We start from the raw sequence: 23,901 nt of genomic DNA, 5'->3' as shown, positions 1-23,901 counted from the left end.
TGCCCCTAATTAAGAACGCTCGAGTTCCATGTCCAGGCCCAGGGAGCGGATCTCCTTGACCAGGACGTTGAACGACTCCGGCATGCCGGCTTCGATGGCGTGCTCGCCCTTGACGATGGACTCGTACACCTTGGTGCGGCCCTGCACGTCGTCGGACTTGACGGTGAGCATTTCCTGCAGCGTGTACGACGCGCCGTAGGCTTCCAGCGCCCACACTTCCATCTCGCCGAAGCGCTGGCCGCCGAATTGCGCCTTGCCGCCCAGCGGCTGCTGGGTGACCAGGCTGTACGGGCCCGTGGAGCGGGCGTGCATCTTGTCGTCCACCAGGTGGTGCAGCTTCAGCACGTGCATGTAGCCGACGGTGACCGGGCGGTCGAACTGCTCGCCGGTGCGGCCGTCGAACAGGTGCGCCTGCGTGCGGGTGGCCGTCAGGCCCTTGGTCTTGGCGACGTCCTCGGGGAACGCCAGATGCAGCATCGAGCGGATTTCCTTCTCGGCCGCGCCGTCGAACACCGGGGTGGCGAAGGGCACGCCCTTGGTCAGCTCGGTGGCCATCTCGATGACCTGCTCGTCGGAGAGCTCGGAGAGGTTCTCCTTGGTGCCCGAGGCGTTGTACAGCCCGTCGAGGAACTTGCGCAGGTCGGCCATGCGGGCCTGCTGCTGCAGCATGTCGCCGATGCGCTGGCCGATGCCCTTGGCCGCCCAGCCCAGGTGCACTTCCAGCACCTGGCCCACGTTCATGCGCGAAGGCACGCCCAGCGGGTTGAGCACGATGTCGCACGGCGTGCCGTCGGCCATGTAGGGCATGTCCTCGACCGGGACGATCTTGGACACGACACCCTTGTTGCCGTGGCGGCCGGCCATCTTGTCGCCGGGCTGCAGGCGACGCTTGACGGCCAGGTACACCTTGACCATCTTCAGCACGCCGGCGGGCAGCTCGTCGCCCTGCGTCAGCTTCTTGCGCTTTTCCTCGAACGCGAGGTCGAAGCTGTGGCGCTGCTGCTCGATCGAGTTCTTGATCGACTCGAGCTGCGCGGCCACGTCGTCGTCGGCCGGGCGGACGTCGAACCAGTGGTACTTCTCGATCGACTGCAGGTACTCGCGGTCGATCTTGGTGCCCTTGGCCAGCTTCTGCGGGCCGCCGTTGGCGACCTTTCCGTTCAGCAGCTTCTCGATGCGGTCGAACGCGTCGGCCTCGACGATGCGCAGCTGGTCGTTCAGGTCCAGGCGAAAGCGCTTGAGCTCGTCGTCGATGATCTGCTGGGCGCGCTTGTCACGCTGGATGCCTTCGCGGGTGAACACCTGCACGTCGATCACCGTGCCTTGCGAGCCCTGGTCCACGCGCAGCGAGGTGTCCTTCACGTCCGAAGCCTTCTCGCCGAAGATCGCGCGCAGCAGCTTCTCTTCCGGCGTCAGCGTGGTCTCGCCCTTCGGCGTGACCTTGCCCACCAGCACGTCGCCGGGCATGACTTCCGCGCCGACGTAGATGATCCCGGACTCGTCCAGGCGGTTGAGCTGCTGTTCCGACAGGTTCGGGATGTCGCGGGTGATTTCCTCCGGCCCGAGCTTCGTGTCGCGCGCCATGACCACCAGTTCCTCGATGTGGATCGAGGTGTAGCGGTCGTCGGCGACGACGCGCTCGGAGATCAGGATCGAGTCCTCGAAGTTGTAGCCGTTCCAGGGCATGAACGCGACCAGCATGTTCTGGCCGAGCGCGAGCTCGCCCAGGTCGGTCGACGCACCGTCGGCCACGACGTCGCCCTTGGCGATCTTGTCGCCGCGCTTGACGATCGGGCGCTGGTGGATGTTCGTGTTCTGGTTGGAACGCTGGTACTTGATCAGGTTGTAGATGTCGACGCCGACTTCACCGGCTTGCGCCTCGTCGTCGTTGACACGCACCACGATGCGGGTGGCGTCGACGTAGTCGACCACGCCGCCGCGGTTGGCCGTGACCACCGTGCCGGAGTCGACCGCCGACACGCGCTCGATGCCCGTGCCGACGAACGCCTTCTCGGGACGCAGCACCGGCACCGCCTGGCGTTGCATGTTGGCGCCCATCAGCGCGCGGTTCGCGTCGTCGTGCTCCAGGAACGGCACCAGCGAGGCGGCGACGGACACGATCTGCGCCGGCGACACGTCCATGTACTGGATGCGGTCGGCCGACACCAGGATCGATTCGCCGCGTTCGCGCGCCGACACCAGTTCGCCGGTCAGGCGGCCCTGCTCGTCGAGCGCCGCGTTCGCCTGCGCGATGACGTACTTGCCTTCCTCGATGGCCGACAGGTAGTCGATCTCCATCGTGACCTTGCCGTCCACCACGCGGCGGTACGGCGTCTCGATGAAGCCGTACTCGTTCAGGCGGGCGTACAGGGCCAGCGAGTTGATCAGGCCGATGTTCGGGCCTTCCGGCGTCTCGATCGGGCACACGCGGCCGTAGTGCGTGACGTGCACGTCGCGCACTTCGAAGCCGGCGCGTTCGCGCGTCAGGCCACCCGGGCCGAGCGCGGAGACGCGACGCTTGTGCGTGATCTCGGACAGCGGGTTGGTCTGGTCCATGAACTGCGACAGCTGCGACGCGCCGAAGAACTCCTTGAGCGCCGCGGAAATCGGCTTGGAGTTGATCAGGTCGTGCGGCATCAGCGGCTCTTGCTCGGCCTGGCCCAGGCGCTCCTTGACCGCCTTCTCGATGCGGGCGAGGCCGGTGCGGTACTGGTTCTCGGCCAGTTCGCCGACGCAGCGCACGCGGCGGTTGCCCAGGTGGTCGATGTCGTCGACCTCGCCTCGGCCGTTGCGCAGGTCCACCAGGATCTTGACCACGGCGAGGATGTCGTCGTTGGTCAGGACCATCGGGCCCGTGGTCTCTTCACGGCCGATCTTGGCGTTGAACTTCATGCGGCCCACGCGCGACAGGTCGTACGTGTCCGGGTTGTAGAACAGGCGCTGGAACAGGGCCTGCACCGCGTCCTCGGTCGGCGGCTCGCCGGGGCGCATCATGCGGTAGATGGCGACGCGGGCGGCGAACTCGTCGACCGTCTCGTCCATGCGCAGCGTCTGGCTGATGTACGGGCCCTGGTCCAGCTCGTTCGTGTAGATGCACTGGATCTCCTGCACGCCAGCGGCGCGCAGCTTCTTCAGCAGGGCTTCGGTCAGTTCGTCGTTGGCCTTGGCGATGATCTCGCCGGTGTCCTGGTCGACGATGTTGCGCGCCACCACGCGGCCGACGAGGAAGTCCTCGGGCACGGAGATGTGGGTGGTGCCGGACTGCTCCAGCTCGCGCGTGTGGCGCGCCGTGACGCGCTTGTCCTTGGCGACGACGACCTTGCCCGACTTGTCGGTGATGTCGAAGCGCGCGACTTCGCCGCGCAGGCGCTCGGAGACGAACTCCAGCTGCGCGCCGCTGTCCATCAGACGGAAGTTGTCGTTGACGAAGAAGTTCGCCAGGATCGATTCCGGGTTCAGGCCGATGGCCTTCAGCAGGATCGTCACCGGCATCTTGCGGCGGCGGTCGACGCGGAAGTACAGGATGTCCTTCGGGTCGAACTCGAAGTCCAGCCACGAGCCGCGGTACGGGATGATCCGGGCCGAGAACAGCAGCTTGCCCGAGCTGTGCGTCTTGCCCTTGTCGTGTTCGAAGAACACGCCGGGCGAGCGGTGCAGCTGCGAGACGATCACGCGCTCGGTGCCGTTGATGATGAACGAGCCCTTGTCGGTCATCAGGGGCACCTCGCCCATGTAGACCTCCTGCTCCTTCACTTCCTTGACCACCTTGCTCTGCGGGGTCGAGGACTCGCGGTCGTAGATGATCAGTTGCACCTTGGCGCGCACGGCCGAGGCGAAGGTGAGGCCACGGGTCTGGCACTCGCGCACGTCGAACGCGGGCTTGGCCAGGTTGTATTCGATGAACTTCATCTCCACGAACCCGTTGTGGGAGACGATCGGGAACGCGGCGTCGAAGGCGGCCTGCAGGCCCTCGGTGGTGCGTTTCTGCGGCGCAACGTCGGCCTGCAGGAATGCCGTGTACGCATCCTTCTGCATCTGCAGCAGGTACGGAACTTCGAGCACGCTGTCACGCTTGCCGAAACTCTTGCGGATACGCTTGCGTTCGGTATAGGAATAAGCCATGAGATCTCCGGGCAATTGAGCTCTTGCGCAACTGTCGCGTCGGTGCCCCCGGGCATGGGGCACGACGGGCTTGGTGGGTTGGCCACTACCAACCATGGCGGACGGCCGCGCATTGCACGCGGCCCGAACCAAGGCGTCTCCTGCAGTCGGGACAGAAGACACTCGAAAACACTGGGGAACCGCGTATTGTCCCAGCGCTTTCGGGTGCGTTCACGCAACCCGTTTAGAAGCACCAAAGGCTGGAGGCCCTTTCGGGCTCTCCAGCCTCCGGTCCAGGGGCGAATTACTTGAGTTCGACCTTGGCGCCGGCTTCTTCCAGCTTCTTCTTGGCGGCGTCGGCGTCGGCCTTGGCGATGCCTTCCTTGACGGGCTTCGGCGCGCCGTCCACCAGGTCCTTGGCTTCCTTGAGGCCCAGGCCGGTGATTTCGCGCACGGCCTTGATGACCGACACCTTGTTGGCGCCGGCTTCCAGCAGCATCACGGTGAATTCGGTCTTCTCTTCGGCGGCGGCAGCGGCGCCAGCACCGGCACCACCGGCGGCCGGGGCGGCCATCGCGGCGGCGGACACGCCGAACTTCTCTTCGATCGCCTTGACCAGGTCGTTGAGTTCCATGACGGACATGCTGTCCAGCGCCGTCAGGAATGCGTCTTTGTCGAATGCCATGTTGATTTCCTAGATGAAATGGTTGCGAACGGGGGCGCTGCCTCAGGCAGCCGCCGCCTCTTCCTTCTTCTTCGCCAGCGCGCCCAGCACCACGGCCGTACGCGACATCGGCGACATCAGCAGCCCGCAAAGCTGGGCCAGCAGCACTTCCTTCGACGGGATGCTGGCCAGTTGCTTGACGCCGTTGACGTCCAGGGCCTTGCCCGCGAACGCACCACCGCGAATGACCAGCTTGTCGTTGGTCTTCGCGAAATCGGCCACCACTTTCGCGGCGGCCACGGCGTCCACGGAAAACCCGTAGATCAGCGGGCCGGACATTTGGTCGCTGACGACGTCGAACTGGCTCCCGGCGACAGCACGGCGGGCCAGGGTGTTCTTCAGAACACTCAGGTTCACGCCCTTGCTGCGCGCTTCGGAGCGCAGTTTGGTCATGTCAGCCACCGTGATGCCGCGGTATTCCGCCATCACCAGCGTTTGAGCTTTTGCGGCGAGGCCGGTGACCTCATCGATCACCGCTTGCTTCTCACTGCGATTCAGACTCAAGGTTGACTCCTTCCATATGCGGCACCGGGATCTCTCCTGGGACCGCGCCTGCTATCAGCGACCAACCTCGAGGAAACGCAACGCATTCCATCTCGGCGGGATCGCCATCTGCGCTGGGTGCCGGCCTTGCGGCCGTCGATTGAGCGGTTGCCCGCCCCAGCGGTCCTGGATGGCCTGCCGCCGCTTGCGCGGCCGCAGCCCACCACACCGGCCCACCCTCGCGGGCGGACCGGAATTCCTTGCCTCAGGCCTGCGCCGTCAGCGACTGGATGTCCACGCGGACGCCCAGGCCCATGGTCGACGAGACCGCGACCTTGCGCAGGTACACGCCCTTGCTCGACGCCGGCTTGGACTTGTTCAGCGCGTCGATCAGTGCCGCCAGGTTGCCCTGCAGCTTGTCGGCGTCGAACGAGCGGCGGCCGATGGTGGCGTGCACGATGCCCGCCTTGTCGACGCGGAACTGCACCTGGCCGGCCTTGGCGTTCTTCACCGCCGTGGCGACGTCCGGGGTCACCGTGCCGACCTTCGGGTTCGGCATCAGGCCGCGCGGGCCGAGGATCTGGCCCAGCGTGCCGACCACGCGCATCGCGTCGGGGGCGGCGATCACCACGTCGAACGGCATGTCGCCGGCCTTCACGCGGGCGGCCAGGTCGTCCATGCCGACGATGTCGGCACCGGCGGCCTTGGCTTCCTCGGCCTTGGCGCCCTGGGCGAACACGGCGACGCGCTTGGTCTTGCCGGTGCCGTTGGGCAGCACGACGGCGCCGCGGACGACCTGGTCGGACTTCTTGGCGTCGATGCCCAGCTGCACGGCCACGTCGATGGATTCATCGAACTTGGCGGTGGCCGCTTCCTTGACGATCGTGATCGCGTCGGTCAGCGGGTACAGCTTGTTGCTGTCGACCTTGCCCTCGAGGGCTTTCTGCTTCTTGGTCAGCTTGGTCATTTACACGCCCTCCACGGTGATGCCCATCGAACGAGCCGAGCCGGCCAGCGTCTTGATGGCGGCGTCGACGTCGGCGGCGTTCATGTCCTTCAGCTTGGTCTTGGCGATCTCTTCCAGCTGCGCGCGGGTGATCTTGCCGACCTTGTCGCTGTGCGGCTTGGACGAGCCCTTGTCGATCTTCACGGCCTTCTTGATCAGGACGGTCGCGGGCGGCGTCTTGATGATGAAGGTGAAGCTCTTGTCCGCGTACGCGGTGATCACGACGGGCAGCGGCAGGCCCGGCTCGACACCCTGGGTCTGCGCGTTGAACGCCTTGCAGAACTCCATGATGTTGAGGCCGCGCTGGCCCAGCGCGGGACCGATGGGGGGCGACGGGTTGGCCTTGCCAGCTGGCACTTGCAGCTTGACGAAGCCGACGATCTTCTTTGCCATGTCTAGTCTTCCTTGCGGGTGATAGCGCCTTGGTCTCGCGACCTCGGCTCCCCGGGGTTAACGGCTCTGCTGAATCCGATCCGCGCCGAGCCGGCGAGCGCGAACCATCCTTCCGCTCAAGTCTTCTCGACTTGCGAGAACTCGAGCTCGACCGGCGTCGCGCGACCGAAGATGGTCACCGACACGCGGACCTTGCTCTTTTCGTAGTTGACTTCCTCGACCGTGCCGTTGAAGTCGGTGAACGGGCCGTCCTTGACTCGCACGTACTCGCCCACCACGAATTCGACCTTGTGGCGCGGCTTCTCGACGCCCTCTTCCATCTGGCCGAGGATCTTGGCGACCTCGTCCTCGGAGATCGGAGCCGGGCGGTTCTTGGCGCCGCCGACGAAGCCGGTCACCTTGTTGGTGTGCTTGACCAGGTGCCAGGTGTCGTCGTCCATCACCATCTGCACCAGCACGTAGCCGGGGTAGAAGCGGCGCTGCGACGTCTTCTTCTGGCCGTTCTTGATCTCGACCACTTCCTCGGTCGGGACCATGATCTCGCCGAACTTGTCTTCCATGCCCGAGCGCACGATGCGCTCGCGGATGTTGCGCTCGACGGCCTTTTCCATGCCCGAGTACGCGTGCACGACGTACCAGCGCAGGTCGGGGTTGACCGGCTTGGCGGGCGTCTCAGGGGCGCCGGTGTCGGTGGTGTCGGTGTCGCTCATTCAATGCTTCCAGCCCAGGACCAGGTCGTACAGCACCCACTCCAGGGTCTTGTCGGTGGCGAACAGGAACAGCGCCATGACCACCACGAATCCGAACACGTACAGAGTCATCTGCAGCGACTCCTTGCGGGTCGGCCAGACGACCTTCTTGACTTCCTTCCAGGCGTCGCGGCCGAAGGCGGCCAGTTCCTTGCCCGCCTCGGCGGTCATGAACACGACGAACGCCGCGGCCAGGCCGAGCACCAGCGCGCCCCATTGCGCGACCGCGCCCTGGCGGCCCAGGAGGTAGAACGCCGCCAGCGCGCCGATCACCAGGGCGATCGCGACGCCGAGCTTGGCCTTGTCGGCGCCCGTGCTGACGGTTTCAACTTGCGTAGTGGCCATGAAAAGGCGTGTTCCTGCTTGTCTTTTGCCACCGCCTACAGACGGTGAAGCCCGTCACGCGGACGGGCTTGGTTCTTTCGCTTCGGGTGCCACCGTGGTGGCAGGGGCAGAGGGAATCGAACCCCCAACCTTCGGTTTTGGAGACCGACGCTCTGCCAATTGAGCTATACCCCTCCGCGGCCTTGCGGCCTTATTCCATGATCTTGGCGACGACGCCGGCGCCCACCGTCTTGCCACCCTCGCGGATGGCGAAGCGCAGGCCTTCTTCCATGGCGATCGGGGCGATCAGCTTGACGGTGATCGTCACGTTGTCACCCGGCATCACCATTTCCTTGTCCTTCGGCAGCTCGATCGCACCGGTGACGTCGGTGGTGCGGAAGTAGAACTGCGGACGGTAGTTGTTGAAGAACGGCGTGTGGCGGCCGCCCTCGTCCTTGCTCAGCACGTACACCTCGGCGGTGAAGTGCGTGTGCGGCTTGATGGAGCCCGGCTTGCACAGCACCTGGCCGCGCTCGACTTCCTCGCGCTTGGTGCCGCGCAGCAGGATGCCGACGTTGTCGCCAGCCTGGCCCTGGTCCAGCAGCTTGCGGAACATCTCCACGCCGGTGCAGGTGGTCTTGAGCGTCGCCTTCAGGCCCACGATCTCGATTTCCTCGCCGACCTTGACCACGCCACGCTCGACGCGACCGGTCACCACGGTGCCGCGGCCGGAGATGGAGAACACGTCTTCCACCGGCATCAGGAACGCACCGTCCACCGCGCGCTCGGGCGTGGGGATGTAGGTGTCCAGCGCATCAGCCAGCTTCATGATGGCCTGCTCGCCCAGCTCGCCCTTGTCGCCTTCCAGCGCCAGCTTGGCCGAGCCCTTGATGATCGGGGTGTCGTCACCGGGGAAGTCGTACTTGGACAGCAGCTCGCGCACCTCCATCTCGACCAGCTCCAGCAGCTCGGCGTCGTCCACCATGTCAGCCTTGTTCAGGAACACGATGATGTAGGGAACGCCCACCTGGCGCGACAGCAGGATGTGCTCGCGCGTCTGCGGCATCGGGCCGTCGGCGGCGGAGACCACCAGGATCGCGCCGTCCATCTGGGCGGCGCCGGTGATCATGTTCTTGACGTAGTCGGCGTGGCCCGGGCAGTCCACGTGCGCGTAGTGGCGGTTCTGCGTCTCGTACTCGACGTGCGCCGTGTTGATCGTGATGCCGCGCGCCTTTTCTTCGGGAGCCGCGTCGATCTGGTCGTAGGCCTTGGCTTCGCCGCCGAACTTGGTCGACAGCACCGTCGTGATCGCCGCCGTCAGCGTGGTCTTGCCATGGTCCACGTGGCCGATCGTGCCGACGTTCACGTGCGGCTTGGTCCGCTCGAACTTACCTTTTGCCATTTCTTCGCCTTCCGAAAAAGAAAGATGACTTCAACGATGCCTGGTGCCCTTGGCGGGAATCGGACCCGCGACCTCTCCCTTACCAAGGGAGTGCTCTACCACTGAGCCACAAGGGCGAAAACCGCGGCCCCCGAAGGAGCCTTCAATATTCCTGTGCCGGACGACCGGTTGGAGCGGGAGACGGGAATCGAACCCGCGTCATTAGCTTGGAAGGCTAAGGTTCTGCCATTGAACTACTCCCGCATCGGGCGCAATCCACGAGCCCCTGGCGGAACCGGCGGCCACCGGCCCCACGGTCTTCCCTTCAGCTACCACTCGATCGTCACTTGCTCGCCGCCGACCTCTTGCGAGGCCTGGTGGAGGAGGCTGGATTCGAACCAGCGTAGGCGTAAGCCAACAGATTTACAGTCTGCCCCCTTTAGCCACTCGGGCACCCCTCCGGCGAACCCGGGACTATACCACGTTCCCAGCGAAAAAGACCAGCCGCCGGCGCGCCGCGCGCCCATCAGTCCGGGCGCGGTGGGTCGAAGAAGCCGGGGTGCCCGCGCTCGGCCAGCCACTGCCGCGCACGCCCGAAGTGGCCGCAGCCCAGGAACGGCACGGGCGGCCGCGCTGCCGACAGCGGCGACGGGTGGTTGGCCTGCAGCAGCAGCGCCTCGCGGCCGTGCGCCGCAGCCGTCGCTTCGACCAGCCCGGCCTTGGCCTGCGCATGCGCGCCCCACAGCAGGTAAACGCACGGCGACACCCGCGCCGCCACTTGGGCCAGCAAGGCGTCGGTCAGCTGTTCCCAGCCCTTGCGGGCATGGCTGGCGGGCGACGCTTCCTCGACCGTCAGCACCGCGTTGAGCATCAGCACGCCGCGCTGGGCCCAGGACATCAGCGAACCACTGCCCGGCAGCGGCCCCGGCGCGTCGCACAGCAGTTCCTTGAAGATGTTGCGCAGCGAGGGCGGGACCTTGACGCCCTGCGGCACCGAGAACGCCAGGCCCTCGGCCTGTCCGGCGCCGTGGTACGGGTCCTGGCCGAGGATGACCGCATGCACGGCGTCGAGCGGCGTCGTCTCCAGCGCCCGCAGCGGCCGCGGCGGGAAGATCACGGCGCCGGCCTCGATGCGCGACCGCAGGAACGCGCTCAGGTCACGCCCAGCCGGGCTGGCGAAGAAACCGCGCACGACAGGCTCCCAACCGGCTGCCAGTTGCAGCGCTTCGGTGTCCCACTCGCGCAGGCGCGGCGGTCCGGCGTCGTCGAGCAGCGAAGCTTGCGCCACGCTCAGCCGAACAGGGCTGCGAGCGCCGCGCCCGGATCGTCGGCGCGCATGAACGCTTCGCCGACGAGGAACGCGTGCACGCCGACTTCGCGCATCCGGCGCACGTCGGCCGGTTGCAGGATTCCCGACTCCGTGACCAGCAGCCGATCGGCCGGCACGTCCTTCAGCAGCCCGAGCGTGGTGTCCAGCGACACCTCGAAGGTGCGCAGGTTCCGGTTGTTGACACCCACCAGCGGCGTCCTGAGCTGGAGCGCCCGCTGCAGTTCCTCGCCGTCGTGCACCTCGACCAGCACCGCCATGTCGAGGCTGCGTGCAATCGATTCCAGCTCGGCCATCTGCGCGTCGTCGAGGCAGGCGGCGATCAGCAGGATGCAGTCGGCACCCATCGCGCGTGACTCGTAGACCTGGTACGCATCGACGATGAAGTCCTTGCGCAGCACCGGCAGGTCGCACGAGGCGCGGGCCATCTTCAGGAAGTCGGGCTGGCCCTGGAAGAACTGCCGGTCCGTGAGCACCGACAGGCACGCCGCACCATGCTCGGCATAGCTCTGCGCGATGTCGGCCGGGATGAAGTCCTCGCGCAGCACGCCCTTGCTGGGGCTGGCCTTCTTGATCTCGGCGATCACGGCACTGCGGCCCGCGGCGATCTTGTCCCGCAGCGCGCCGGCGAAGTCGCGCGTCAGCACGCGGCTTTCCGCGTCGAAGCGGATCGCCTCGAGCGAGACCTTCTTCTTCGCCGCCGCGATCTCCTCGCGCTTGACGGCGACGATCTTGTCCAGGATGTCGGCCGCCATCGTCACCCCGCCAGCCGCTTGGTGGCGGCCACGAACTGGTCCAGGCGCGCCTTCGCGGCGCCGCTGTCCAACGCCTCGCGCGCCCGCGCAATGCCGGCGGCGATGTCGGGCGCGACGTTCGCCGCATACAGCGCCACGCCTGCGTTGAACACCACGATGTCGCGTGCCGCGCCCTTCTCGCCTTGCAGCACGCCCAGCAGCATGGCGCGCGACTGCTCGACGCTCTCGACCTTGAGCGCGCGGTTGCTCGCCATCGGCAGCGCGAAGTCCTCGGGATGCAGCTCGTACTCGGTCACCTGGCCGTCCTTCAGCTCGCCCACCAGCGTGGCGGCGCCCAGGCTCACCTCGTCCATGCCGTCGCGGCCGTAGACCACGATGGCGTGCTCGGCGCCGAGGCGCTGCAGCGCGCGCACCTGGATGCCGACCAGGTCGGGATGGAACACGCCCATCAGGATGTTCGGTGCCGACGCCGGATTGGTCAGCGGCCCGAGGATGTTGAAGATGGTGCGCACGCCGAGTTCCTTGCGCACCGGCGCGACGTTCTTCATCGCCGGGTGGTGGTTCGGCGCGAACATGAAGCCGATGCCCGTCTCGTCGATGCAGCGCGCGATGGCGTCGGGCTTGAGGTTGATGTCCGCGCCCAGGCTTTCCAGCACGTCGGCGCTGCCGGACTTGCTGCTGACGCTGCGCCCGCCGTGCTTGCTCACCTTCGCGCCCGCGGCCGCCGCGACGAACATCGAGCAGGTCGAGATGTTGAACGTGTGCGAGCCGTCGCCACCGGTGCCGACGATGTCGACCAGGTGGCGGCGGTCGGCGACCTGCACCTTGGTGGAGAACTCGCGCATCACCTCCGCGGCGGCGGTGATCTCGCCGATGGTTTCCTTCTTCACGCGCAGCCCGGTGATCAGCGCGGCGGTCATGACGGGCGACAGCTCGCCGCTCATGATCAGCCGCACGATCTTGAGCATCTCGTCGTGGAAGATCTCGCGGTGCTCGATCGTGCGCTGCAGCGCTTCCTGGGGGCTGATGGACATGGCGATCTCCTCGGTCAGCGGGATGGGGTGTCGGTGAGCGCCAGCCGCAGGCCGAACGCGATGAACAGGGCGCCGGCGGCGCGATCGAGCCAGTGCATGCCGCGCTGCACGGCGCCGTGGCGCGCCATCCAGGCCGCGGCGATCGCCCAGCCAGCATTGACGGGAATGCTGTTGGCGTTGAACAGCGCCCCCAGCAGCAGGAAGGTGACCGCTTCGTTGCCGCTGCCCGGCGTGATGAACTGCGGCACGAAGGCGAGGAAGAAGATCGCCACCTTCGGGTTGAGCACGTTGGTCCAGAAGCCGCCGACGAACACCTGCCCCAGCGTCTTGCGTGCCGCCGTGCGCGCGACAGCGGCGAGATCCTGCGTGCCCTGCGGCTTGGCGCGCAGCAGCTTGATGCCGACCCACGCCAGGTAGGCTGCGCCGGCCCACTTCAGTGCGCCGAAAGCCAGCGCCGACGTGGCGAGCAGCGCACTGACGCCGATCGCGGCCGCCGTCACGTGCACGAAGCAGCCGGCGGTGATGCCCAGCCCCGCGACGACGCCGGCGCGCGCACCCGCCCGCAGCGAGTTCGTCACGATGTAGAGCACGTCCGGCCCCGGCGTGAGGTTCAGCAGCCAGCCGGCGGCGATGAACAGGAGCAGGTGCTGCGCGTCCGGCATGCTCAGGCCCGGAAGAAGCCGCGGATGGCGGTGATGGCGCGCTCGACGCCCGCGTCGTCGACGTCGAGGTGCGTGACGAAGCGCAGGCGGTACAGCCCGGTCGCAAGCACGCCTTCGCGCTGGAGGTGCGCGAGCAGTTCGGCCGAGCGTTCGCGTGCGGCGCCGGTGAGGTCCACGAACAGGATGTTGGTGTCCGGCGCTTGCACCTGCAGTCCTTCGATGCCGGCCAGCCCCTCGGCCAGGCGCCGCGCGCGCGCATGGTCCTGCGCCAGGCGATCGACGTGGCGGTCCAGCGCATGCAGCGCCGCGGCGGCCAGCACGCCGGCCTGCCGCATCGCACCGCCGGCCATCTTGCGCACCCGCCGCGCCCGCGCGATCAACTCGTCGGATCCGCACAGCACCGATCCCGCCGGCGTGCCCAGCCCCTTGCTGAAGCACACCGAGACCGAGTCGAACAGGGCGGCGATACGGCGTGCCTCGGCCAACGGCGTGGAACCGTTCGCCGCGGATTGCGCCACCGCGGCATTGAACAGCCGCGCGCCATCGAGGTGGCGGCCCAGGCCACGCGCCTTGGCCAACTGCGTCGCCTGTTCCATCCACGCCATCGGCATCACCTGGCCGCCCAGCGTGTCCTCGAGCGCCAGCAGCCGCGTGCGCGCGAAGTGCGGATCGTCAGGCTTGATCGCGGCTTCGATCGCGGCCAGCGGCAAGGTGCCGTCCGGCGCATGGTCCAGCGGCTGCGGCTGGATGCTGCCGAACACCGCGCCGCCGCCGCCTTCCCAGCGGTAGCAGTGCTGCATCTGGCCGACGATGTACTCGTCGCCGCGCTGGCAGTGCGCCAGCAGCGCGCACAGGTTCGATTGCGTGCCGGTGGGCACGAACAGCGCCGCCTCGAACCCGAGCAGGCCCGCGAGCCTGTCCTGCAAGGCGTTGACCGTCGGGTCGTCGCCGAACACGTCGTCGCCCAGCGGCGCCGACAGCATCGCGTCGCGCATCGCGGCGGTCGGGCGCGTGACGGTGTCGCTGCGCAGGTCGACGACTGGAGTCATGGCTTTTGATCGAGAAAGTTTTTGAGCATCGCGTGCCCATGCTCGGTGAGGATCGATTCCGGGTGGAACTGCACGCCCTGGATCGGCAACTCCTTGTGCCGCACGCCCATGATCTCGCCGTCGTCGGTCCAGGCCGTGCGATCCAGCTCCGGCGGGCAGGCCTCGCGCTCGATCGCGAGCGAGTGGTAGCGGTTGACCGTGAAGCGTTCGGGCAGGCCGGCGAACACGCCTTGGCGTGTCGTCGTGATCTCGCTGGTCTTGCCGTGCATCAACTGCGCCGCCCGCGCGATCTTGCCGCCGAAGGCCGCGCCGATGCTCTGGTGGCCCAGGCACACGCCCAGGATCGGCAGCTTGCCGGCGAAGTGACGGATGGCCTCGACCGAGATGCCGGCTTCCGCCGGCGAACACGGCCCCGGCGAGATCACCAGGCGATCCGGGGCGCGCTGCTCGATGCCGGCGATGCCGATCTCGTCGTTGCGGAATACCTCCACCTGCGCCCCCAGCTCGCCGAAGTACTGCACCAGGTTGTAGGTGAAGCTGTCGTAGTTGTCGACCATCAGGAGCTTCATAGCTTGTTCACCACCCGCAGGACGGCCTTGGTCAAGGGCATCTCGTTGAAGTCGATCACCAGGCCCAGGTTCATGCCGGCCAGCCGCACGTGCGACTGCAGCTGGCCGCGGCGCGCCTCGACCGGCAACGACGAGGACTTCAGCTCGAGGATGACGGCATCCTCGACGACGAAGTCGGCGCGGAACGCGACCCCGACGTCCTGGCCCTTGTAGGACGCGGCGATCGGCACGTCGCGCGCGAACTGCAGGCCACGGGCCCGCAATTCCACGGCCAGGGCGGATGCGTAGACGCTGTCGAGAAGGCCGGTCCCCAGTTCGCGCTGCACCTCGACGGCGGCGCCGATGATCTCGTGGCTGAAATCCCGCGAGCCGTCGCCGGCGGTGCGCGCCCTTGGTGCGTCGGGTGCTCCGGGGTTCATTCCAGCCCCTCTTCCACCAGCTCCGACGCGCGCAACAACGCGCGCGCCTTGGCTTCGGTTTCCTTCCATTCCAGCTCCGGGACGGAATCGGCGACGACGCCCGCCGCGGCCTGCACGTACAACGTCTGGTCTTTCACGATGCCGGTCCGGATCGCGATCGCGACGTCCATGTCCCCGGCGTACGAGAGATAGCCGCACGCACCGCCGTACAGGCCGCGCTTGCTCGGCTCCAGCTGGTCGATCAGTTCCATCGCATGCACCTTCGGCGCGCCGGTCAACGTGCCGGCCGGGAAGGTCGCGCGCAGGACGTCCATGTTGCTCATGCCGTCCTGCAGGGTGCCTTCGACGTTGCTCACGATGTGCATCACGTGGCTGTACCGCTCGACGGCAAAGGCTTCGGTCACCTTCACGCTGCCGACCTTGGCGATGCGGCCGATGTCGTTGCGGGCCAGGTCGATCAGCATGACGTGCTCGGCGCGCTCCTTCGGGTCGTTCACCAGCTCCTGCTCCACCGCCTTGTCCTGCTCCGGCGTGGCGCCGCGCGGGCGCGTGCCGGCCAGCGGGCGAATGGTGATCTTCTGGCCTTCGGGCACCTGCTCCTGGCGCACCAGGATCTCCGGCGACGCGCCGACGACGTGGAAGTCGCCGAAGTCGTAGTAGTACATGTAGGGGCTCGGGTTCAGCGAGCGCAGCGCGCGGTACAGCGACAGCGGCGATTCCGTGTAGCGCTTCTTGATCCGCTGGCCCACCTGCACCTGCATGAAGTCGCCGGCGGCAATCAGCTCCTTGGCCCGCTCGACCGCCTTCAGGTAGTCGGCCTTGGCGAACTCGCGCTCTGCCGGGAATGACTGCGTCTGGCGCACCTGCGGCGCGCTGACCGAGTAGCGCAGTTGCTCCTTCAGCTCGCGCAGGCGGCGCTTGCCGTTGGCATAGGCCTCCTGCTTGCCGGGATCGGCATAGACGATCAGGTACAGCTTGCCGGACAGGTTGTCGATGACCGCGAGCTCCTCGCATTGCAGCAGCAGGATGTCGGGGCAGCCCAGCGTGTCGGGCGGGCAGCTGGCCTGCAGCTTCTTCTCGATGTGGCGCACCACGTCGTAGCCGAAGTAGCCGGCCAGGCCGCCGCAGAACCGCGGCAGGCCGGGCCGCAGGGCGACCTTGAAGCGCTGCTGGTACGCGTGCACGAAGTCCAGCGGATTGCCCTGCGCGCGCTCGACGACCTCGCCCTCGGTGACCACCTCGGTCACTGCATCGGCGCCGAAGCCGGTGGCGCGCAGCAGCGTGCGGGCAGGCAAGCCGATGAAGCTGTAGCGGCCGAAGCGCTCGCCGCCCACGACCGATTCAAGGAGGAAGCTGTGGCGGCCGGTGCCCTTGCCATGCGCAAGCTTCAGGTACAGCGACAGCGGGGTTTCGAGGTCGGCGAAGGCCTCCGCGATCAGGGGGATGCGGTTGAAGCCCTGCAGCGCGAGGCTGCGGAATTCGAGTTCGGTGATCAAGGGTGAGCCTCCACAAGCTCGTGCGGCACAGGCCGCGGTCCTCAAGGAATGTCCCCGGCGGGGACGCGGGGCACGGGCTGCCCCGTGCAGTCAGGAACGCACGCGCGCAGGCTGTCGCCAGGGCCAGGCTCCCCGGTCCGAGCAACCTGTGATGGTGGTGCGGTGGATGAACATCGGCGGCCAGTGTAGCAAACGGCCTACGGACGCTCGCAAACCCGAAGGCCAGGCGTCGGCTGGACTCTGCAACAATTCGATACATGCCGGCCTCGCCGGCGACAGGAGACGTGTGATGTGGAAGAAAGGCTTGGCAGCCTGCGCGCTGCTGCTCGCCATGGTCGCGGCGCATGCCGAAGTGGTCTTGTCCGGCGTGAAGTACGACGAGGCGCTCGACCTCAAGGGCAACAAGCTGGTGCTCAATGGCGCCGGCATCCGCTTCAAGGCCATCTTCAAGGTCTACACGGCCGGCCTGTACCTGCCGAAGAAGGCCGGCACGCCCGAGGAAGTGCTGTCCATGCCCGGCGCCAAGAGCATGCGCGTGGTGATGCTGCGCGACATCGACTCCAGCGAACTAGGCAAGCTGTTCGCCCGCGGCATGGAGGACAACATGGAGAGGGCGCAGTTCTCCAAGCTCGTGCCCGGCGTCATGCGCATGAGCCAGCTGTTCAGCGACATCAAGGGCCTCAAGGCCGGCGAGGGCTTCACGCTCGACTGGATCCCGGGCACCGGTGCCGTCGTCAGCGTCAAGGGCGTCCAGCAGGGCGAGCCGTTCAAGGAACCCGAGTTCTTCAACGCCATCCTGCGCATCTGGCTGGGCCACGCCCCCGCCGACTGGAAGCTGAAGGAAGCCCTGCTGGGCAAGCCGGCCTGATCGCAGCCGGCTAGGCCGGCACCGCCTCCCACTGCGGCCGCACCCAGTGGCGGTGCCGCGCGATCGCCGCGATGAACTCCTGCGCCATCGGCACCCGGGTCGCGGGGTCCCCGGATCCGACCAGCACGCCCGACGGCGGGGTGCTGGCCAAGTCCAGGCCGACGGGCCGCAGCAGGTCGGCGGCCGGGCCGATCAGGCAGATCGGCTTGCAGTGCCGGTACGCCTCCAGGATGAAGTGCACCGCGCTGCCGCTCTTGAGCAGCGCCTGAACGTGCGCCGCGCCGCCGGGCACCAGCACGGCGTCGAACAGCACCGACGACGTCGTCGCGAAGCAGCAGTCCACCGGCAGCTGCTGGCCCGACGACGTGCTCACCACGCCCAGGGCCGAGGCCACCACCTTCGTGACCGCGCCGGCGTCGTGCAAGGCCTGCTGGATGATCTTCAGCGCGCCGATCTCCACGCCCGGCGCCGCGAGCACGGCGACGCGCCGCGACGTGATCGCATGGCCCTGCGGCGCATCGATGCTGAGCGACGGCGATGCCTCCATCGGCAGCTTGCCGCGCGCGGCGCGAAAGCCGGCGCGCCCGGCCGCGGCCTTGGCATCGGGCGCCTCGATCGCCAGCGGCTCGCCCACCTTGCGGGCCAGCTTGGCGTCGACGTGCGCCAGGTTGTCGACCACGCGCTGGCGCACGGCCTTCGATTCCACCTTCGCCAGCTCGTGCTGGAAGGCGCAGACGATGTGCTCCTTCTCCGCCGCGCTCTGGCTGTTCCAGAACAGGGTCGCCTGCGAGAAGTGGTCGTCGAAGCTCTCGCTGCGGCGCCGCACCGTTTCGCCCTGCAGTGCGTCGGCCTGGCCCTGGAAGCCCTGCTGCCCGCCGTCGACACGGAACTCGGCGCCGGTGGCCAGCGTGCTCGGCTCGTAGTTCACCGCGCCGCGCGGCACGGTGAAGCGGTGGCGGCCGTCGCGATGCAGGTTGTGCACGGCACACAGCGGCCGGTTGATCGGCAGTTCCTGGTGGTTCGGGCCGCCCAGGCGCCCGATCTGCGCGTCGCCGTACGCGAACAGGCGTCCCTGCAGCAACGGGTCGGGCGTGATGTCGATGCCGGGCACCACGTGGCCGGGGTGAAAGGCCACCTGCTCGGTCTCGGCGAAGAAGTTGTCCGGGTTGCGGTTCAGCACCAGCTTGCCCACCGGCTGCACCGGCACCAGCTCCTCGGGGATGAGCTTGGTGGGATCCAGCAGGTCGAAGCCGAGCGACTGCGCGCGCGACTCCTCCACCAGCTGCACGCCCAGCTCCCACTCGGGGAATTGGTTGCGCCCGATCGCTTCCCACAGGTCGCGGCGCAGGAAGTCCGGGTCCTGGCCCGCGATCCGGCGCGCTTCCTCCGCGCACAGCGCGTGGCGTCCCAGCTTGGGCTTCCAGTGGAACTTGGCGTAGTGCACCGTGCCGTGCGCGTTGACAAGGCGGTAGGTGTGCACGCCGAAGCCGTCCATCATGCGCAGGCTGCGCGGCAGCGCACGATCGGACATCAGCCACAGCAGCGCATGCGTCGTCTCGGGCATCAGCGAGACGAAGTCCCAGAACGTGTCGTGCGCGCTCGACGCCTGCGGCATGCCGTGGTGCGGCTCGGGCTTGAGCGCGTGCACCAGGTCCGGGAACTTCATCGCGTCCTGGATGAAGAAGATGGGGAAGCTCGCGCCGACGAGGTCGAAGTTGCCCTCGCGCGTGTAGAACTTGACGGCGAAGCCGCGCAGGTCGCGCACGGTGTCGGCCGACCCGCGCTCGCCCGCGAAATTGGAAAAGCGCACGAACACGGGCGTGCGCAGGCCGGGCTCCTGCAGGAAATCGGCACTGGTGGACTGGCCCAGCGACTTCGACAGCTCGAAGTAGCCGTGCGCGCCCGCGCCGCGCGCGTTGACGACGCGCTCCGGGATGCGTTCGTGGTCGAAACGTGCGAGCTTCTCCAGCAGCAGGAAGTCCGACAGCACCGTCGGCCCGCGCGCGCCGGCGCGCAGCGAGTTGTGGTTGTCGTTGACGACGAGGCCCTCGCCGGTGGTGAGCACCGGTTCGGCCTGCTGGGTGAAGCCCTCGAGCTGTTTCTGCTTGGCGGCCGCGCCATCGCCGGCCTTGGTCTTGCGCTGCGCGTCCGTCTTGGACTGGGGCATGGAGGCTCCTGGTGCCGCGCCTCGTGGCAGCGCGGTTCTCGTCGTCAGGCGTCCAGGTCGAGGGCGGCTTCGATCGTGTTGGCGACCAGCTTGAGCGCGACGGCGGCAGCGGCGAACGCGGCGCACCACACCAGCCATTCGGGAAGCGCGGTGATCACGTCCATGGCAGCACCTTTTCTGAAGCAGACCTCGATGGAGCAGCCAGCGTACCTAGCTCATGGGGACACGACCGTAGCCCGGCAGCGGGGCGCGGTGTCCGACGCTGCAGGCGCACCGCGTAGGACGCGGCCGACAGGCTCCACGGTCTGCAAGCGCCGCCTGTGTCCTACCCATGCCGAGGCTGCGCGGCACGACCATGGCCCCAACAGCAGGAGCACCGCATGACACGTGAACGCATGGGCAACCCGCCCGACACCGGCCTGGGCGGCGACCACCCGGATCCGGGCCAGGGTGGCGACACCCAGATGGCCCAAGGCGAAACCCAGCATGGCGTGCCGCGCATGCCGCACGAGCGCGACAGCTCGGCGGACAGCCAGGCAAGTGCGGAGCCGTCGCAGGACCGCATCGGGCGCGCGGCGAAGAAGGATGCGGATCGCGGCGTCGCCGACACGACCAAGGGCGCCGAGCTCGACGCCACCTACGACAAGCTGCGCGAGGACCTGCCCGACGGGCAGAAGAAATTCCGGCCCTGAGGCCGCTTCAGCGCAGCGCGGCGCGCATGGCGTCGATCACGCCCTTGTAGTCGGGCTTGCCGAAGATCGCGCTGCCCGCCACGAACGTGTCGGCGCCGGCGGCGGCGACACGCGCGATGTTGTCCGCCTTGATGCCGCCGTCGACTTCGAGCCGGATGTCCTTGCCGCACGCATCGATGCGCTTGCGGGCCTGTTCCACCTTGCGCAGCGCCGAGTCGATGAAGCCTTGGCCGCCGAACCCCGGGTTGACGCTCATGATGAGCACCAGGTCGATGTCGTCGATCAACCAGTCGAGCACGTCGAGCGGCGTCGCCGGATTGAACACCAGGCCGGCCTTCACGCCGCGGGCCTTGATGGCCTGCACGCTGCGGTGCGCATGCGCGGACGCGTCGGGGTGGAAGCTGATGTAGTCGGCACCGGCTTCGGCGAACGCCTGCGCGATCGCATCGACCGGCTGCACCATCAGGTGGACGTCGATCGGCGCTGCGGTCCCGTCCGGCTTCTTCGCGTGCGGCTTGAGCGCGGAACACACCATCGGCCCGAACGTCAGGTTCGGCACGTAGTGGTTGTCCATCACGTCGAAGTGGATCCAGTCGGCGCCGGCGGCCAGCACGTTGCGGACCTCCTCGCCGAGCCGGGCGAAGTCCGCCGAGAGGATGGACGGTGCGATCAGGGGCCGTGCGCTCATGCCCGCATTCTCGCAAATGGCGCATTCGGTACCATCCGCCGATGGCCAAGTACCAGTTCCGCGTCGAGGTGCAACCGCAGCACCTTCCCGATCAGTCGGACCCGGCCGCCGGGATCTGGACCTTCGCGTACGAGATCACGATCACCAACACCGGCGAGGTCGCCGCGCAGCTGATCTCGCGCCACTGGATCATCAGCGACGCCAACGGCGAGCAGGAAGAGGTCAAGGGCCTGGGCGTGGTCGGACACCAGCCGCTGCTGCAGCCCGGGCAGTCGTTCCAGTATTCCAGCGGCGCGCGGCTGCGCACGCCCACCGGCACGATGCACGGCAGCTACTTCTGCGTCGCCGAGGACGGCGAGCGCTTCGAGGTGGAGATCGCGCCTTTCCTGCTGGACGACGGCTCGCACCGGGTCCTGCACTGAGCGTGGCCTGCGCAGCGGGCGCACATCGGCTGTTCAGCGCGTTGTCCTACAGGATGAGGCAGGGCCGCCGTCTAGAGTGCGCCGCGAGTCCTCAGCCATGACCGACCTGACCGCCACCTGGGCCGCCTGGCTCACGCCTTCGGCCGGGCTGCCGACGGTCCAGTGGTCGCTGCTGCTGGCGCTCGCCGCCGCGGCAGGCCACCTGGTGCACCGGTACATGGCGCTGCCCAAGATCGTGGGCTACAGCGCGATCGGTGCGATGGCCGGGCTGGCCGGGTTCAGCGGCGTCGCCTGGCCGCTGCAAGGGCCGGTCCTCTTCTTCGTCGAACTGTGCGTGTCCATCGTGCTGTTCGAGACCGGTGGGCGCATCGCGTTGCGCTGGTTCCGTCACAACCCGATGGTGCTGCTGCAAAGCGTGCTCGAAGCCGCCCTCACCTACGCGGCGGTCTACGCCGCCTTGCGCTGGTTCGAGGTGCGCCCCTCGGTCGCCGACGCGCTCGCGCTGGTCGCGATGGCGTCGTCGCCGGCGGTCCTCAGCCGGGTCGTTGCGGACGTGCGCGCGGCCGGCCCGGTCACCGAGCGCGCGCTCGTGCTCACCACGCTCGGCGCGTTCTACGCCATCGCTCTCGTCGCGGCGCGCGTCGGCATGCTGCAGCGGGAGGACACGCACTGGTTGCAGCTGCTGCAACCGGTCGGCGTGGTGCTCGGCGTGTCCGTGCTGGCGGGCGCGGGCATCGCCGTCGTGCTGCGGCTCGCGCTGCGCTTCATGAATCCGGCCAGCGAGAACACCTCGATCCTGCTGCTGGCCACCATCGCGGCGGGCACCGCGCTCGCCTCGCCGCTCGGTGGATCGGCACCGTTGTCGGCGTTGCTCGCCGGCCTGCTGCTCAAGCAGTTCCACCCGCGGCCGTGGTCGTGGCCGCGCCAGTTCGGCACCGCCGCTTCGCTGCTGGTCATGCTCGGCTTCGTCGTCGTCGCCCTGGTGGCCGCGCAGCAGCCCTGGGACCCCATGCTCTCGACCACGGTGCTGGCGCTGCTCGGCGCGCGCGGCGTCGCCAAGGTCGGTGGCGTGCTGCTCGGCAACCCGGGCAGCGGGACCAGCTGGCGGCAGGCGCTGCTCACCGGCGTGGCGCTGTCGCCGATGGCGTCGCTGGGGCTGCTGCTGGTGTCGCAACTCTCGGCGGCCGCGATCTTCACGGGCCCGCAGATCGCCGCCATCGGCCTGCCGGCCATCCTCGTGCTCGAGGGGGTCGGCGCGATCTTCGCCACGTACGTGCTGCACCGCGCGCGAGAGAGTTCCGAGGGCACCGTCACCGGGGGCATCCATGCCTGAGCCCGCGCCGCCCGACGTCACGCCCGCCGGCGACGACCCGAACGCGCTGCCGGTGCTCGAGCCGTTCCGGGCCTCGGAGCCACTGACGATCGGCGTCGAGCTCGAGCTGCAGCTGGTCAACACGCACGACTACGACCTCGCGCCCTTCTCGGACGAGATGCTGCGGCTGATGAGCCGCATCGACCTGCCGGGCGCGGTCGTGCCCGAAATGACTTCCAGCATGATCGAGGTGTCCACCGGCGTGTGCCGCTCGCATGCGCAGGTGCGCGAGGAGCTCGAGCAGTTGCGCTCCGCGCTCGTGCGCAGCGCGGACCGGTTGAACATCGCCGTCGTCGGTGGCGGCACGCACCCGTTCCAGCAGTGGCACCGGCAGCGCATCTACGACAAGCCACGCTTTCGCGAGCTGTCCGAGCTGTACGGCTACCTGTCCAAGCAGTTCACCGTGTTCGGCCAGCACGTGCACGTCGGCTGCCACGACGCCGACGCCGCGCTGCTGATGCTGCACCGCATGTCGCGCTACATCCCGCACTTCGTCGCGCTGTCGGCGTCGTCGCCCTTCGTGCAGGGACAGGACACGCAGTTCGACTCGGCGCGCCTCAACTCCGTCGCCGCCTTCCCGATGTCGGGCCGCGCCCCGTTCACGCTGTCCTGGGACGGCTTCCGGGACTTCTTCTCCCGCAGCACGCGCACCGGCGTCGTGCGCAGCATGAAGGACTTCTACTGGGACATCCGCCCCAAGCCGGAGTACGGGACGATCGAGATCCGCGTGTTCGACACGCCGCTGACCGCGTCGCGCGCCGCGGCGCTGGCGGGCTTCGTGCAGGCGCTGGCGGCCTGGCTGCTGCACGAGCAGCCGTTCGTTCCGCGCGAGGAGGACTACATGGTCTACACGTACAACCGCTTCCAGGCCTGCCGCTTCGGGCTGGAGGCGGTGTACGTCGACCCGGTCAGCGGCCGGCACCAGCCCTTGCGCGAGCACATCCTGCAAACGCTCGCCGTGGTGGCGCCGCATGCGCGCGACGTCGGCGCGTCCGAAGCCATCGAGCAGCTCGCCGAGGCGACGCGCGCCGGCGTCAACGATGCGCGCTGGTTGAGGCAGAAGCAGGGCGCCGAGCGCCTGCTCGCCGAAGTCGTCCGCCAGGCCTCGCTGCGGTTCCAGCAGGCGGCTTGACTGGTTCCGGCGCGGCGTGGCGCCACCGTCCTACAGGTGGAACGGCCCCGCTTTCGAAGAATGGTCCGACCGCACCACTTGACGGTGC

At 68.0% G+C, this 23,901-nt stretch carries 23 protein-coding genes and 4 tRNA genes; 5 read left to right on the top strand and 22 right to left on the bottom strand.

Going from position 1 to position 23,901, the window contains the following annotated elements; translation table 11 throughout:
* Positions 1-9: 9 nt before the first annotated feature.
* From rpoB to trpE, 20 genes are all read right to left on the bottom strand, one after another.
* Complete coding sequence (gene rpoB, locus I8E28_RS03205) at positions 10-4,122, bottom strand: DNA-directed RNA polymerase subunit beta (RefSeq protein ID WP_200786395.1); 4,113 nt, start codon at positions 4,120-4,122, stop codon at positions 10-12.
* 283 nt (positions 4,123-4,405) lie between these two features.
* A complete protein-coding gene (gene rplL / locus I8E28_RS03200; RefSeq protein ID WP_200786394.1) occupies positions 4,406-4,786 on the bottom strand; it encodes a 50S ribosomal protein L7/L12 in 381 nt (126 codons plus the stop codon).
* A 42-nt stretch (positions 4,787-4,828) separates the two neighbouring features.
* Positions 4,829-5,329: a 50S ribosomal protein L10 gene (gene rplJ, locus I8E28_RS03195; protein WP_200786393.1), complete on the bottom strand. Its 501-nt coding sequence runs from the start codon at positions 5,327-5,329 to the stop codon at positions 4,829-4,831.
* Between the two features lie 244 nt (positions 5,330-5,573).
* A complete protein-coding gene (gene rplA / locus I8E28_RS03190; protein WP_200786392.1) occupies positions 5,574-6,275 on the bottom strand; it encodes a 50S ribosomal protein L1 in 702 nt (233 codons plus the stop codon).
* The gene (rplK, locus tag I8E28_RS03185; protein WP_200786391.1) at positions 6,276-6,707 is read right to left on the bottom strand and encodes a 50S ribosomal protein L11; all 432 of its coding nucleotides are present in this window, start codon (positions 6,705-6,707) and stop codon (positions 6,276-6,278) included. It lies immediately after the preceding gene.
* 116 nt (positions 6,708-6,823) lie between these two features.
* Positions 6,824-7,417, bottom strand: a complete 594-nt coding sequence (gene nusG, locus I8E28_RS03180; protein WP_200786390.1) for a transcription termination/antitermination protein NusG — start codon at positions 7,415-7,417, stop codon at positions 6,824-6,826.
* Positions 7,418-7,801, bottom strand: coding sequence for a preprotein translocase subunit SecE (gene secE / locus I8E28_RS03175; protein WP_200786389.1), 384 nt, complete (start codon positions 7,799-7,801; stop codon positions 7,418-7,420).
* Between the two features lie 98 nt (positions 7,802-7,899).
* Positions 7,900-7,975, bottom strand: a tRNA-Trp gene (locus I8E28_RS03170).
* Between the two features lie 16 nt (positions 7,976-7,991).
* The gene (gene tuf / locus I8E28_RS03165) at positions 7,992-9,182 is read right to left on the bottom strand and encodes an elongation factor Tu (RefSeq protein WP_200786388.1); all 1,191 of its coding nucleotides are present in this window, start codon (positions 9,180-9,182) and stop codon (positions 7,992-7,994) included.
* Between the two features lie 41 nt (positions 9,183-9,223).
* Positions 9,224-9,298: transfer RNA gene (locus I8E28_RS03160), tRNA-Thr, on the bottom strand.
* 53 nt (positions 9,299-9,351) lie between these two features.
* Positions 9,352-9,425, bottom strand: a tRNA-Gly gene (locus I8E28_RS03155).
* Positions 9,426-9,536: 111 nt separating this feature from the next.
* A tRNA-Tyr gene (locus I8E28_RS03150) sits at positions 9,537-9,622 on the bottom strand.
* Positions 9,623-9,687: 65 nt separating this feature from the next.
* Positions 9,688-10,449: a uracil-DNA glycosylase gene (locus tag I8E28_RS03145; protein ID WP_420850200.1), complete on the bottom strand. Its 762-nt coding sequence runs from the start codon at positions 10,447-10,449 to the stop codon at positions 9,688-9,690.
* A 2-nt stretch (positions 10,450-10,451) separates the two neighbouring features.
* The gene (gene trpC, locus I8E28_RS03140; RefSeq protein WP_200786387.1) at positions 10,452-11,243 is read right to left on the bottom strand and encodes an indole-3-glycerol phosphate synthase TrpC; all 792 of its coding nucleotides are present in this window, start codon (positions 11,241-11,243) and stop codon (positions 10,452-10,454) included.
* Positions 11,244-11,245: 2 nt separating this feature from the next.
* The gene (gene trpD, locus I8E28_RS03135; RefSeq protein WP_200786386.1) at positions 11,246-12,277 is read right to left on the bottom strand and encodes an anthranilate phosphoribosyltransferase; all 1,032 of its coding nucleotides are present in this window, start codon (positions 12,275-12,277) and stop codon (positions 11,246-11,248) included.
* A gap of 14 nt (positions 12,278-12,291) precedes the next feature.
* Entirely contained in the window at positions 12,292-12,939 is a 648-nt protein-coding gene (locus I8E28_RS03130; protein WP_200786385.1) for a LysE family translocator, read from the bottom strand.
* Positions 12,940-12,941: 2 nt separating this feature from the next.
* A complete protein-coding gene (gene ltaE, locus I8E28_RS03125; protein ID WP_200786384.1) occupies positions 12,942-13,988 on the bottom strand; it encodes a low-specificity L-threonine aldolase in 1,047 nt (348 codons plus the stop codon).
* Positions 13,985-14,557, bottom strand: coding sequence for an aminodeoxychorismate/anthranilate synthase component II (locus I8E28_RS03120; RefSeq protein ID WP_200786383.1), 573 nt, complete (start codon positions 14,555-14,557; stop codon positions 13,985-13,987). Before I8E28_RS03120 ends, ltaE begins: the two co-directional genes overlap by 4 nt.
* Complete coding sequence (locus I8E28_RS03115; RefSeq protein ID WP_200786382.1) at positions 14,554-14,976, bottom strand: GxxExxY protein; 423 nt, start codon at positions 14,974-14,976, stop codon at positions 14,554-14,556. Before I8E28_RS03115 ends, I8E28_RS03120 begins: the two co-directional genes overlap by 4 nt.
* The gene (gene trpE, locus I8E28_RS03110) at positions 14,973-16,472 is read right to left on the bottom strand and encodes an anthranilate synthase component I (RefSeq protein WP_200786381.1); all 1,500 of its coding nucleotides are present in this window, start codon (positions 16,470-16,472) and stop codon (positions 14,973-14,975) included. Before trpE ends, I8E28_RS03115 begins: the two co-directional genes overlap by 4 nt.
* Before the next feature lie 289 nt (positions 16,473-16,761).
* Here trpE and I8E28_RS03105 point away from each other — a divergent pair, with 289 nt between their 5' ends.
* A complete protein-coding gene (locus I8E28_RS03105) occupies positions 16,762-17,340 on the top strand; it encodes a chalcone isomerase family protein (RefSeq protein ID WP_200786380.1) in 579 nt (192 codons plus the stop codon).
* 10 nt (positions 17,341-17,350) lie between these two features.
* Here I8E28_RS03105 and I8E28_RS03100 read toward each other — a convergent pair whose 3' ends face one another.
* Positions 17,351-19,507 carry a catalase gene (locus I8E28_RS03100; protein WP_200786379.1) on the bottom strand — a complete coding sequence of 719 codons (2,157 nt, stop codon included), beginning with the start codon at positions 19,505-19,507 and terminating at the stop codon, positions 17,351-17,353.
* Positions 19,508-19,887: 380 nt separating this feature from the next.
* Between I8E28_RS03100 and I8E28_RS03095 the strand changes: the two genes are divergently transcribed.
* Entirely contained in the window at positions 19,888-20,199 is a 312-nt protein-coding gene (locus I8E28_RS03095; RefSeq protein ID WP_200786378.1) for a hypothetical protein, read from the top strand.
* A 7-nt stretch (positions 20,200-20,206) separates the two neighbouring features.
* Here I8E28_RS03095 and rpe read toward each other — a convergent pair whose 3' ends face one another.
* A complete protein-coding gene (gene rpe, locus I8E28_RS03090; protein ID WP_200786377.1) occupies positions 20,207-20,887 on the bottom strand; it encodes a ribulose-phosphate 3-epimerase in 681 nt (226 codons plus the stop codon).
* Between the two features lie 41 nt (positions 20,888-20,928).
* Here rpe and apaG point away from each other — a divergent pair, with 41 nt between their 5' ends.
* The 3 genes from apaG to I8E28_RS03075 all read left to right on the top strand — a co-directional run bounded on the left by apaG (position 20,929) and on the right by I8E28_RS03075 (position 23,813).
* The gene (gene apaG / locus I8E28_RS03085; RefSeq protein WP_200786376.1) at positions 20,929-21,309 is read left to right on the top strand and encodes a Co2+/Mg2+ efflux protein ApaG; all 381 of its coding nucleotides are present in this window, start codon (positions 20,929-20,931) and stop codon (positions 21,307-21,309) included.
* 97 nt (positions 21,310-21,406) lie between these two features.
* The gene (locus tag I8E28_RS03080) at positions 21,407-22,642 is read left to right on the top strand and encodes a cation:proton antiporter domain-containing protein (RefSeq protein WP_200786375.1); all 1,236 of its coding nucleotides are present in this window, start codon (positions 21,407-21,409) and stop codon (positions 22,640-22,642) included.
* Positions 22,635-23,813: a YbdK family carboxylate-amine ligase gene (locus I8E28_RS03075; protein ID WP_200786374.1), complete on the top strand. Its 1,179-nt coding sequence runs from the start codon at positions 22,635-22,637 to the stop codon at positions 23,811-23,813. Before I8E28_RS03080 ends, I8E28_RS03075 begins: the two co-directional genes overlap by 8 nt.
* The last annotated feature ends 88 nt before the right edge of the window (positions 23,814-23,901 follow it).

The sequence above is a fragment of the Ramlibacter algicola genome (genome assembly GCF_016641735.1).
GTDB lineage: Bacteria > Pseudomonadota > Gammaproteobacteria > Burkholderiales > Burkholderiaceae_C > Ramlibacter > Ramlibacter algicola.
Note: the sequence above shows the minus strand (reverse complement) of the source record. Positions and strands in the feature narration are given on the sequence as shown.